Here is an 11,719-nt window from a genome sequence, read left to right as displayed (position 1 = left end):
AGTGCGACGAAAGCGTCCTTCCTCACGCTCAGCGTGAGGAAGGCGTCCTTCGCCGCACGACTTCGGAGCCACTGGAGTACCTGGCGTCACCACAGTCCCATCAGCAACAGCATCCACCTAGGTGATCTTGAAACAGCCGTGACACACCCCGGAGGAGGGACACGAGCGATGAGCGGGCACACACATACATCCTGGGCGGAAGTGCGCGCCGAGATCAGGGCCAACCCTGAATACGGAAAGGCATACGAGGCCGCACGGCTCCGGTACGAGTTAGGCAGGACCGTGCGGGAACGTCGGGAGGAACTGGGGCTCAGTCAGGCGGAGCTTGGCGAGCTGGCCGGTATGAGACAGCCCGCGGTGGCGCGGTTCGAGGCGGGCGGGACGATGCCCACCATTCCCGTGCTGGAACGGATCGCCGGCGCATTGGGTATGAAGCTGTGGGTCGAGTTGCGCGTCGACAGCAAGTCAGGAGAGGTGGATTCGGCCGCTCAGGTCGGTGAGGCGCTCGCCGCCGCCGCCCCAGCGGAGGGCGATGATCTCGGCGGTGATGGAGATGGCGGTTTCCTCCGGGGTGCGGGCGCCAAGGTTGAGGCCGATCGGGGAGGACAGCCGGGATAGTTCCTCCTCGGTGAGGCCGGATTCGCGGAGACGGACCAACCGGTCGTCGTGGGTGCGGCGGGAGCCCATGGCGCCTATGTAGCCGACGTCGGTGCGCAGGGCCACCTCCAGGAGCGGCACGTCGAACTTGGGGTCGTGGGTGAGGACGGCGATCACGGTGCGGCGGTCGAGCCGGCCGGCTTCGGCTTCGGCGGCGAGGTAGCGGTGCGGCCAGTCGACGACGACCTCGTCGGCGTCCGGGAAGCGGGAGTTGGTGGCGAACACCGGGCGGGCGTCGCAGACGGTCACGCGGTAGCCGAGGAACGTGCCCAGGCGCGCCATGGAGGCCGCGTAGTCGATCGCGCCGAACACGAGCATGCGAGGCGGCGGTTCGAAGGAGTTGACGAACACCGCCATGCCCTCGCCGCGGCGCTGGCCGTCGATGCCGTAGTGCAGGAGGCCGGTGCGGCCGGAGGCGAGCAGGCCGCGGGCGTCATCGGCCACGGCGTCGTCGGCCCGCGGTGAGCCGAGCGTGCCCGCGACCCGGTCCGGCCACACCACCAGGTGCCCGCCGCGGCGGTCCGGATCGGGGTGCTCGACGACGGTCGCCAGCGCCACCGGTTCCTCGGCGTCGACGGACTTGGCCAGCTCGGCAAGTTCCGGGAAGCGGGCGGCGGTGATCGACTCGACGTAGACGTCGATGATGCCGCCGCAGGTCAGGCCAACGGCGAAGGCGTCGTCGTCGCTGACGCCGTAGCGCTGCAGCACGCCCTCTCCCGAGGAGATCACCTGCTGGCCCAGCTCGTAGACGGCGCCTTCGACGCAGCCGCCGGAGACGCTGCCGGACACCTCGCCATCCGCGCTGACCAGCATCGACGCCCCCGGCGCGCGCGGAGCGGAGGAGAACGTGGCGACCACGGTGCCCAGCGCCGCGGTCTCCCCGGCGGAGTAGCGCCGCATCAGTTCGTCGAGCACATCACGCACGGCGCACCTCCTGGAGCAGTTGTTCCATCGTGGCCAGGCTGTGCCCGGCGAGCAAGCGATCGATGTGCGGCAGGGCGGCGACGATGCCGGACTGCAGGGGCTCATAGCCGTCCCGCCCGGCGTGCGGGTTCATCCACAGCACGGCGTGCGCGAGCCGGCGCAGGCGGGCCAGCTGCTCGCCGAGCAGCGCCGCGTCGCCGCGCTCCCAGCCGTCGGAGAACACCACCACTGTGCTTCGCCTAGCCAATCCCCTTTGCCCCCAACGATCCAGGAACGCGCGCAGGGTCTCGCCGAGCTGGGTGCCGCCGGCGTAGTCGGGCACCACCCGCGCGGCCGAGGTCAGCGCGTGCTCCGGGTCGCGCTGCCGGAGCTGGCGGGACAGCCGGGTGAGCCGGGTGCCCACGGTGAACACCTCGGTGCTGCCCGGGGCGCGGCGGGTGATGGCGTGGGCGAACCGGAGCAGTGCGTCGGCGTACGGGGTCATCGACCCGGAGATGTCCACGAGCAGCACCAGCCGGCGTGGGCGGCGGCTTCTTTCCTTGTGCGGCAACCGGATCGGCTCGCCTCCGGCAGCCCGCATGGCGGCCAGCATCCGGGTCGGGTCGAGCCGTCCGGTCCGATATGGACGGAACCGCAGCGAGCGGCGCAGCGGCGGGTCGAGGTGCAGCGTGCCGATCAGCTCGCGCAGGTGCTCCCGCTCGGCAGCGCTGAGCCCGGCGATGTCGCGGTGCCGCAGCACCTCCGCCGCGCTCGCCGCCGCCCGCAGCGGGCGCTCCTCGCCGCCTTCGCCGGCGCCGGCCGGCGGGTCCTGCAGCAGGGCCATGGTGCTGGTCTGAACCCGGCGCGCGGGCGGCGCCGGCCGGGACCGCGGCGGGGTGGCCGCGAACCAGGCGGCGAACGCGTCGTCATAGCGCGGCAGGTCGTCCGGCTCCGCGCACAGGGTCAGCCGGCCGGCCCAGTACAGCTGGCCCGGATCCGCGGGGTCCAGCTCGCCGATCGCCGCCAGGTAGGCCTGGACGCGCTGGGCGTCGCAGGGGAGCCCGGCGTGCCGGAGCGCCGCGGTGAACCCGACGAGGCCGGGAAGCGGGCTGTCCATATGCCAATTGTGGCCCTACCGCGGGCCGGCGTGAGTGGCGAGCGGCGTCATGGCGTTGGGACGCGGCTCGCCACTCACGGCGCGGGTGCTCCGGCTGCGGTCAGGCCGAGGTAGCAACGGCCGAGCGCCGGAGCGTGGAATTGTCTTCAACGAATTGCGGAGCCGCCCGAACGGTTTCCCGGCGGGCGGCTCCCACGTCTGACCGGAATCCGGTCAGAGTGCGGAGCCACGGCCGGCAAGGCGCCGCCACTCGCCGCTGGCCAGCGCGAACAGCTCCGTACACCGGACATCGCGCACAGCGCGAAATACGCTCACGATGCCCCTCCTCCTGTGTGGTGTACGTGCAACATCATCCCCAGTCCCCGCCCGGCACGCCAACGAATTTCCGCCCGGACGGATATCGTGAGCCCGTGTCCGGAGAACGCATGGTGCGCGTGTCGAAGTACCTCTCGCGGCACCTGCGCCACCGGCCGGACGCCCTCGGCCTCACCCTGGCTCCGGGCGGCTGGGTCGAGGTGAGCGGGTTGCTCGACGCCTGTGCCGCGGCCGGATTCCCGATCACTCGCACCGAACTGGAGCACGTGGTCGCGGCCAACGCCAAGCAGCGCTTCGGGTTCGACCCGTCCGGGCAACGGATTCGCGCGCACCAGGGCCATTCGGTCGCGGTCGACCTGCAGCTGGAGACCGCCGCACCACCACCGGTGCTCAACCACGGTACTGTCGCCAGGGTGCTGCCGTCGATCCGGGCCGAGGGGCTCAAGCCGATGGCCCGCCACGACGTGCACCTCTCCCCCGACGCGGCGGCGGCCACGCGGGTCGGCGCGCGGCGGGGCCAGCCGGTGATCCTCGTCGTCGACGCCGCCGCAATGGTCGCCGCCGGTCATCGCTTTCGGCGCAGCACCAACGGAGTCTGGCTGGTCGGCGGCGTACCGCCGGAGTTCATCGCCTTCCCTGCCGGCTAACCGGCGAGCAGGGCGTCCAGGGTGGCGGCGATGGTGCGTTCGGCGTCCTCGCGGTACTTGAGGACGGCGCCGAGGGTGGCGGCGGCGCTGGCGGCGTCGAGCTCGGTGCGGCCGAGGGCGATCAGAGCCTGGGCCCAGTCCAGCGACTCGGCCACCCCGGGCGGTTTGAGCAACTCGGCGGCGCGCAGCCGGCGGACCGCGGAGGCGACCTGGGTGGCGAGGCGCTCGCTGATGCCGGGCAGGCGGCGACGCAGGATGGCGATCTCGCGCGGCAGGTCGGGGTGCTCGAGCCAGTGGTAGAGGCAGCGCCGCTTCAGCGCGTCGTGCACCTCGCGGGTGCGGTTGGAGGTGAGCACGACCAGCGGCGGGACCGCGGCCCGGATCTCGCCCAGCTCGGGCACGGTGACCGCGTTCTCGCCGAGCACCTCCAGCAGGAACGCCTCGAACTCGTCGTCGGCGCGGTCGATTTCGTCCACCAAGAGCACGCAGGGCGCGTCCTCCAGCGCCCGCAGCAGCGGCCGCGCGAGCAGGAAACGCCTGCTGTACAAGGACTTCTCGGCGACGTCGGAGTCCAGCCCGCCGTCCGCGGCGGCCTCGAGGGCGCGCAGGTGCAGCAGCTGGCGGGGGAAGTCCCAGTCGTAGAGCGCCTGCGTGGCGTCGATGCCCTCGTGGCACTGCAGCTTGATCAACTCGACGCCCAGCGACTCGGCCAGCGCCGCGGCCAGCGACGTCTTGCCGGTGCCCGGCTCGCCCTCGCAGAACAGCGGCCGGCCCATCCGCAGCGCCAGGAACGCCGCCGTGGCCAGCCCCTCGCCGGCCAGGTACCCGACGCGGTCCAGCGCGCCGGCAAGCTCCGCCGGCGAGCCGACCGGAGCCCAGGACGCACCCACCACGATCTCGAGCGTAGTGCCCCGTGATCCGGCTCGTACTGCAGCCGCACTTCGTGTTGGCCCAATGACGTCGCCATCTTGGCCCCTGGCATCGCTGTATTGGCTTGTGGCGTCGCCGAGTTGGCCCAATGCGCGGCGGGATCGCCGTCAGCTCGTGTCCCCGTCGTCGTCACCAGCCAACACACCCACGCCAGAGGCCAACACAGCGACGTGAGAGGCCAACACGGAAGAGGGTGGGGCACCGGTGGGTTCCCGGAGGCTTCCCTGATCGCGAATCCGGGTCCGGCCAGGGCCGCTCCCCGATGTGCGCCCGCCCGCCGCGGGCGACCCTAGACCCGTGGCATACGACACCTACACCGAAGAGACCTCGACCAAGCAACTACGACGCAGCCGGTCCGACCGCATGGTCGCCGGCGTCTGCGGCGGCATCGCCAAGCACTTCGGCGTCGACGCCGCGCTCGTCCGCATCCTCCTGGTGGCCGCGACCATCCTCGGCATCGGCACCGGCGCCGTGCTCTACCTGGCCTGCTGGCTGATCGTCCCGGAGGAGGACCGGGCGTCCTACTAAGCTCGCGACCCGTGCCGGAGGAGGAGCGGGTCTCGCGCGTCGGAACCGCGCGGGCCCTGGTGTTGCTGGGCTCCGCCCTGCAGCTGGCCCTCTGTGCGGTCGCCTGCTTCCTGATGCTCGTCTTCGGCCCCGTGGCACTGCATCGGCCCGCGATCACCGGGCCGATCGTGCTCGGGGTCGTCGTGTTCGTGGCCATCGTCGTGCTGGACATCGCGCTGGCCAACCTGCTCGCGCTGCGCGCCGGCACCATCCCGCGGATCGTGGCCGGCGGGTGCGGCACCCTGCTCGCCGGAACCGTGCTGGCGATCGGCGCCCTGCTGGTGATCGCACTCCGTTAGCTCGGTCACGCTACGAAGTCTTTCTGACATGGACCGTATCTGCGGGCGGGGTGCGGGCTCCTTTTCTACATGCAGGGCGACGACAGACTCGGCGGCCGGGCGTTGGCAGGGGAGCCGCCCGGCCGCCACACCACGCAAGGGGGTGGTGCGTGGTGCGGATACAGCTGACGGAGGAACACTCAGATCACACGATCGAGCTGCACAAAGGCGATACCGTTGAGTTGTGCCTGCCGGAGCCGCCGGCGAGCGACTACCGGTGGCGCTGGCGCCTTCCGGAGGGGCTGCGAATGATCACCGATGAGCAGGTGCCCGGCCTGCGACGGCTGGCCTTCGACGCGTGCGCCTGCGGCAAGCTCGAACTCCGGGCCGAGCTCGCCAGGCCATGGGAGAGCGAGTCGAGGCAGGCACTGACCTTCACCGTCCATGTCCAGTAACACGTTCCGCCAATCGGGTGAATGCAAACGTGAATCCGACGCACTTTGGCGGTTCTCAACGATGTACCTGTCGGCCCGAGACAGTCGACCCACGAAGTGGGGTGGAACGCGGTGACCGAGCTCCGCACGGCAAGTATGAGTCCGCCTTGGGAGGGGCTGGAAGGTCGAGACCGACACGCAGCCTGCCTGATGGCCGCCAGAGCGGGGGAGCGCGCGGCGTTGGACGTCCTGGTCGCGGAGCTGACCCCGCTGGTGTGGCACGTGGCGCGCGGCAACGGGCTGGACCGGGCCACGGCGGAGGACGTGGTGCAGACGGTGTGGCTCGCGCTGCTGCGTCACCTGGATCGGCTCAGCGAGCCGCGGGCGCTGGTCAGCTGGCTGATCACGACCACGAAGCGGGAGGCGAGCCGAACCCGGCGGCGCGGCGCCAACCAGGTCGAACTGCCCGACGAGCTGGCCGACCAGCTCACCAACGACGACCCGCCACCCGACGCGAAGGTGCTGCGGGATGAGCGGGACCGGCAGCTGTGGGCGGCGTTCCACCGGCTGCCACCCCGCTGCCAGGAACTGCTGCGCATGACCGTGCTCGCCGGCCGGGTGGAGTACCGCGCGGTGGCCGAGGCACTGCGCATGCCGCACGGCAGCATTGGACCGACTCGAGGGCGCTGCTTGAGCTCCCTTCGCACCCTGTACGACGGGGAGGCTGGCAGATGAAGACGCAACACCATTCAGCGGAGGACGACGCAATGATGGCCATGGTGGCCCACCTGGTGGACGACCTTGACCCCCCACCCCTCGGGTTGATCGAGCGAACCCAGTTCGCCATCGCCATCGACGACATCGACGTCGAGGCCGCCCGCTGGTCGCGCGAGCGCCCGCTGGCCGGTGTGCGCGGCGGGGCACCGGGCACGATCACGTTCTTCGTCGGTGACCTCACCGTGATGGTCAACGTGACCCGCACCGGCGAACGCCAGCGCATCGACGGCTGGCTGGTTCCCGCCGGCGAGCACGGCGTCGAGGTCCGGGTGGCCGACCACGGCTCCGCTCAGACCACCGCTGACGAGGGCGGACGCTTCGTCCTCACCGAGGTCCCCCGCGGCACCACCCAGATCCTTGTCCGCATGAAAGCCGACCGGCCACGCACCGTCGTCACCCCTACGGTCGTTTTGTAGCTAATCTGTCTTATTGCTTACCCCATTCAGACGATAAGGTAGGTATCTGCCTGTCACGTCGTTGCTCTTGTCAGGTGACAGGTCACCAACACCTGCTGCTTGAAGGGGAGTAAGCACATGAGCGACGAGGGGACCGTAACCGTCCCACTCAAGACCGACCCGACCACCCCCGCCCCGGCTAAGCGCAAGCCGCTGGGCGAAAACCATATCGGTAGCGGCACGCCCGCTCCGGTGGTGCCGGACACCACCGAGGAGGCGACCGAGACGGCGGACGCACACGAGAACCACCACCGCCGTGGGCCGCTGACGAACCACATCGGCAGCGGCAGCCCGTCCGGCGGCGACGTCGAGGACGGCGACACTCCGCCGCCCGACGAGCCGTAGCCGCAACCATCAATTGCCTTGGGTGGGGTAGGGCGCGGACGGCAGGTGTGCTGACATTAACAGCGTGCCCCGTTCGCGCCCTCCGCATGCCGTGACATCGGAAGTCCCCCGGCCCGACCCGGCGGAGCGCGAGTTACTCGCCCGGAGCATCGAGACCGCGATCGAGTTCCGCCGGAAGGCCCTGGAGAGGGTGCAGGCGTCCCGTTCCGCGGACGCGATCAAACTGCTCCGCCAGGCGTTGCGTGCCCTGCCGGTGACGTCGGGAAACCCCGAGGCCATCATGGTGCGCATCAGGGTCCTGGCGACGCTGGCGTTCGCCGAGGCGGAGACCGGCTCGGTGGCCGATGGTCTGGTCCACCTGGGCACCGCGAGCGATCTGGTCAGCGGGTTGCCCGAGGGACGGCTGCGCGCCGCGCTGCGCGGGCTCATCGACCACCAGCACGGCGCGATCCTGCTGCGCACCAAGCAGCCGGCGAAGTCGCTGGAGCTGTTCGACCGGGCCATTCCCATGCTCGAGCGGGCCGAGGACAGCCCCGCCGCGAACCCGGAACTGCTCGCCGTGGCGTACATGAACCGCGGCGTCGCCTACCAGGAGCTGGGCGTACCCGGCCCGGCCGAGCTGGACATGCTGGCCTGCCTGTCCCTGGCCACCAAGCACGACCTGCCCACGATCAAGGGCATGGCGCAGGGCAACCTCGGGGAGATCGCCCAGCTGGTCGGCGACATCCCGGCCGCGCTCGCCCACCACGCCGAGGCCGAGCGGGCGTTCCGGGTCATCGCGCCGGTCCGGGTCGCGCGGACCCAGATCGACCAGGCCAAGGCATTGCTGGCGGCCGGGGTCCCGGACGAGGCGGCGCGCCATCTGGACGACGCCCTCCCGGTGCTCCGCGAGCACCGGGACAGCCAGGACCTTGCCGAGGCGGAGCTGGCCAGGGCCGCCGCGGCGCTGCTGCAGGGTGAGCTGGAGCAGGCCCGGAGCCTGGCCGGCTCGGCGCACCGCCGGCTGGTCAAGCGGGGCAGCGCGCCCTGGGCCGAGGTCGCCGCGCTCACCAAGATGCAGGCGGAGATCGCGATCGCGCTCGACGGCGGGCCGAGCAACGCCTCCCCGGCCAAGGCGGCGAAGCTGGCCGAGCGGCTGGGCGAGGTGGGCCTGACCGACGAGGCGGCCAAGGCGACCATGCTCGGGGTGCGGCTGGCCCTGCGGCACCGCTCGACCGCCACCGCCGAGAAGCTGCTCACCCGGGTGCCGCCACCACGCAAGATCGCGCCGATCGACCACAAGATGCTGCTGCGGCTGTGCCGGGCCGAGCTGGCGGTGGCCAAAGGTGACCGCCGCAAGGCACTCACCGAGGCCCGGGCCGGGCTGGCGCAGCTGTCCCGGGCCCGCGACCGGATGGGTGGCCTGGACCTGCTGTCCGGCACCGCGGTGCACGGCTTTCAACTGGGCAACCTCGCGGTCGGGCTGATGCTCGACGGCGCCCGGACGCAGGCCGACGCCCGGCGGCTGCTGGCCTGGCAGGAGCGCACCCGCGCGCAGGTCTACCGGTACGAGCCGCTGCCGGTGATCGACGACCCCACGCTTTCGGCGAAGATCACCGAGCTGCGCGGCGTGCTGCGGTTGCTGCAGCACGCCCGGCTGGGACGGCGTCCGGTCGCGACACTCGAGCGCCGGCAGGTGGCGCTGCAGCGCGAGGTCAGCCGGCTGGGCTGGCACAACAGCCAGTGGGGCCGGCCCCGGCCGGTGTGCTCGCCCGAGGAGATCATCGAGCAGCTCGGCGACCGGGCGTTGATCAGCTTCGCCGGGCCGGCCGACACGCTGGCCGCCGTGGTGGTGAGCAACGGGCGCGCGGAGCTGGTCCGGTTGGGACCGCTGGAGAAGGCGCTGGAGGTGGCCAAGCAGCTGCACGCTGACCTGGACGCGCTCGCCCCGGACGAGCTGATGGCGCCGCTGGCGGCGGCCGTGTCCGTGTCGGCCCGCCGGCGCCTCACCGAGCTGGACGAGCTGCTCCGGCCGGTGATCAACCTGATCGGTGATCGCGAGTTGGTCGTGGTGCCGGGCGGCGGGCTCTACCAGGTGCCGTGGGGCTCGCTGCCGTCGCTGCACGGGCGGCCGGTGTCGGTGGCGCCGTCGGCCACCGCGTGGGTCGGTTCGGCGAGCCGGCAGGCCCAGGCCGACGGCGCGGACGTGGTGCTGGTGTGCGGGCCGGGGCTGCCGGAGTCGGTGACCGAGCTGCAGCGGCTGCGCGCGATCTATCCCAACGCCGTGGTGCTGGACGGCGACGCGGCCACCACCGGCGCCGTACTGTCCGCAATGGACGGTGCGCGGCTGGTGCACGTCGCCGCGCACGGCACGCACGAGCCGGCCAACGCGCTGTTCTCCCGCCTGGAGCTCGCCGACGGCGGGTTGATCGCGCACGAGCTGGCCCAGCTGCGCCACCCGCCCGAGCACGTCGTGCTGGCCTCGTGCGAGCTGGCGTTGTCCAACATCCGGCCCGGCGACGAGGCGCTCGGGTTCGCCGGGGCGCTGCTGGCCAGCGGCTCGCGCACGGTCGTCGCGGCGGTGTGCCGGGTCGGCGACCGGTCCTCCGCCGAGACGATGACCGAGTACCACCGCTGGCTCGCCGCCGACGGCTCCGGCGCCCGCGACCTGGCCGAGGCGATGACCGACTACCACACCCGGCTCGCCTCGGGCACCGATCCGGCCACCGCGCTCGCCCAGGCCACCGCCGCGGATCCGCTGCGCCGGCCGTTCATCTGCCTGGGCGCGGGATAGCCAGCCCGCCTCTCCGGAATTATTTGCTGTGGTTGCGTCCCAGCGAACGTGGCGGATGGCTGGTGGATTGTGGCTGGGTGCCGTCACGGTCCCCTGAGGTTGCGCTGGCCGGCACAGGACTTCACACGATGATCCACGATGGCTGGTTCGAGCTCAGGTGGACGACCGTGCTGTTGGTCTTCATGATGGGGCCATGTCCAGTGTTGCCTCGGTGGTGATCCCCGGCCTCGGCAAGTTCTGGACCGACCTGATCACGATCCCACTGTTCACCGGCGTGATCGGGTACATCACGAACTGGACCGGCGTGCTGATGCTGTTCCAGCCGCTGCGCTTCCACGGGTTCCGGGTGCCCGGGTTGAAGATCCTGTTCCCGTTCCTGCCGCGGAAGGTGCAGGTGCTCCCGCTGATCCGGTACGACGGGCGGATCGGCTGGCAGGGCATCGTGCCGTCGCGGGCGGACAAGATGGCCAGCATCGCGGTGGACAAGGGGCTGGCGAAGCTGGGCAGCATCGGCGACTTCTACCGTGAGCTGGAGCCGGACCGGATCGCCGAGCACCTGGCCACGGTCGCGCGCGGGGAGATCCGCGGCGTGGTCGAGGAGATCATGCTGCGGGAGAACCCCCAGCTCTGGCACGACCTGCCGCCGGTGATCAAGGAGGCGGTGCACGCCCGGGTGCGGCAGCAGCTGCCGGTGATCATCAAGGGCCTGACCGGCCGGATCGGGGACAACGTCGACCAGCTCATCGACGCCAAGTTGATGGTGATCGGCTACTTCGAGGAGCACCCGGAGCTGCTGAACAGTTTGTTCCAGGAGATCGGGCGCAAGGAACTGCGGTTCATGCAGAACTTCGGCTTCTACTTCGGCTTCCCGATGGGCTTCGTGCTGTTCGCGGTCCTGTACTGGTATCCGCACTGGTGGGTGTTGCCGGCCGGCGGGATGATCATCGGCTGGGTGGTCAACTACCTCGGCATCGCGATGATCTTCGAGCCGATCTTCCCGCGCTGGTACGTGCCGTGGCGGCAGGGGCTGTTCATCAAGCGCAAGGACGAGGTCACCGAGGGGTACGCCCGGCTCATCTCCGAGCACGTGATCACGCTGAAGAACGTGGGCAACGAGCTGCTGGCCGGCCCGCGCTCGGACCGCACCCGGCAGATGCTCGAGGACACCCTGCGGCCCGCGGTCGACAAGGCGGTCGGCCGGGCGCGCGCCGCGGTCCGGGTCGCCGTGGGCACCCGGGAGTACGACCAGATCAAGTCCTCGCTCGCGGCCGAGGCGGCCGGGTTCGCGCCGATCGCGTTCGCCGACGCGGAGTTCAACCGGCGGCAGTCCGGCAAGATCTATTCCTTCGTCGCCACCCAGATGAAGAAAATGGGGCCGGACGAGTTCGTGGAAATGCTCCGCTCGGCGATAAAACAGGACGAGTGGCTGCTGTTCGTGCACGGCGGCGCGCTCGGCATCGTCGCCGGGCTCGCCCACCTGGCGATTTTCGGGGTTTAAATGAAACGCAGCGCCACGATGAG

12 protein-coding genes and 1 pseudogene are annotated in these 11,719 nt (G+C 71.0%); 10 read left to right on the top strand and 3 right to left on the bottom strand.

Translation table 11 applies throughout. The features are described 5' to 3' along the window. Positions 1-168 precede the first annotated feature (168 nt). Positions 169-423: pseudogene (locus tag VGR06_RS28565) on the top strand (helix-turn-helix domain-containing protein); the annotation flags it as partial. 42 nt (positions 424-465) lie between these two features. Here the strand turns inward: VGR06_RS28565 and VGR06_RS28560 are convergent. Further along, positions 466-1,581, bottom strand: a complete 1,116-nt coding sequence (locus VGR06_RS28560) for an XdhC/CoxI family protein (RefSeq protein ID WP_327562243.1) — start codon at positions 1,579-1,581, stop codon at positions 466-468. Beyond that, a complete protein-coding gene (locus VGR06_RS28555; RefSeq protein WP_327562242.1) occupies positions 1,574-2,677 on the bottom strand; it encodes a vWA domain-containing protein in 1,104 nt (367 codons plus the stop codon). The genes VGR06_RS28560 and VGR06_RS28555 overlap by 8 nt, the downstream gene beginning before the upstream one ends. 425 nt (positions 2,678-3,102) lie before the next feature. On the opposite strand from VGR06_RS28555, the gene VGR06_RS28550 reads away from it, so the two are divergent. Further along, complete coding sequence (locus tag VGR06_RS28550; RefSeq protein ID WP_414637356.1) at positions 3,103-3,639, top strand: RNA 2'-phosphotransferase; 537 nt, start codon at positions 3,103-3,105, stop codon at positions 3,637-3,639. On the opposite strand, the gene VGR06_RS28545 is transcribed toward VGR06_RS28550, so the two are convergent. Then, positions 3,636-4,532 (bottom strand): MoxR family ATPase, encoded by an 897-nt coding sequence (locus VGR06_RS28545; RefSeq protein ID WP_327562240.1) that lies wholly within the window; start codon positions 4,530-4,532, stop codon positions 3,636-3,638. The genes VGR06_RS28550 and VGR06_RS28545 overlap by 4 nt on opposite strands. 334 nt (positions 4,533-4,866) lie before the next feature. Here VGR06_RS28545 and VGR06_RS28540 point away from each other — a divergent pair, with 334 nt between their 5' ends. The 8 genes from VGR06_RS28540 to VGR06_RS28505 all read left to right on the top strand — a co-directional run bounded on the left by VGR06_RS28540 (position 4,867) and on the right by VGR06_RS28505 (position 11,696). Further along, complete coding sequence (locus tag VGR06_RS28540) at positions 4,867-5,097, top strand: PspC domain-containing protein (RefSeq protein WP_327562239.1); 231 nt, start codon at positions 4,867-4,869, stop codon at positions 5,095-5,097. An 11-nt stretch (positions 5,098-5,108) separates the two neighbouring features. Next, a complete protein-coding gene (locus VGR06_RS28535; RefSeq protein WP_327562238.1) occupies positions 5,109-5,435 on the top strand; it encodes a hypothetical protein in 327 nt (108 codons plus the stop codon). Continuing rightward, positions 5,369-5,869: a protease inhibitor I42 family protein gene (locus VGR06_RS28530; RefSeq protein ID WP_327562237.1), complete on the top strand. Its 501-nt coding sequence runs from the start codon at positions 5,369-5,371 to the stop codon at positions 5,867-5,869. The genes VGR06_RS28535 and VGR06_RS28530 overlap by 67 nt, the downstream gene beginning before the upstream one ends. Positions 5,870-5,980: 111 nt before the next feature. Then, positions 5,981-6,583, top strand: a complete 603-nt coding sequence (locus tag VGR06_RS28525) for a sigma-70 family RNA polymerase sigma factor (RefSeq protein WP_327562236.1) — start codon at positions 5,981-5,983, stop codon at positions 6,581-6,583. Then, entirely contained in the window at positions 6,580-7,041 is a 462-nt protein-coding gene (locus VGR06_RS28520) for a carboxypeptidase regulatory-like domain-containing protein (RefSeq protein WP_327562235.1), read from the top strand. Before VGR06_RS28525 ends, VGR06_RS28520 begins: the two co-directional genes overlap by 4 nt. A 117-nt stretch (positions 7,042-7,158) precedes the next feature. Continuing rightward, complete coding sequence (locus VGR06_RS28515; RefSeq protein ID WP_327562234.1) at positions 7,159-7,425, top strand: hypothetical protein; 267 nt, start codon at positions 7,159-7,161, stop codon at positions 7,423-7,425. A 280-nt stretch (positions 7,426-7,705) separates the two neighbouring features. After that, entirely contained in the window at positions 7,706-10,198 is a 2,493-nt protein-coding gene (locus VGR06_RS28510; RefSeq protein WP_414637355.1) for a CHAT domain-containing protein, read from the top strand. A gap of 193 nt (positions 10,199-10,391) precedes the next feature. After that, positions 10,392-11,696, top strand: a complete 1,305-nt coding sequence (locus VGR06_RS28505; protein ID WP_327562232.1) for a hypothetical protein — start codon at positions 10,392-10,394, stop codon at positions 11,694-11,696. The last annotated feature ends 23 nt before the right edge of the window (positions 11,697-11,719 follow it).

Source organism: Actinophytocola sp., from assembly GCF_036002505.1.
Taxonomy (GTDB): domain Bacteria; phylum Actinomycetota; class Actinomycetes; order Mycobacteriales; family Pseudonocardiaceae; genus DASYTH01.
Note: the sequence above shows the minus strand (reverse complement) of the source record. Positions and strands in the feature narration are given on the sequence as shown.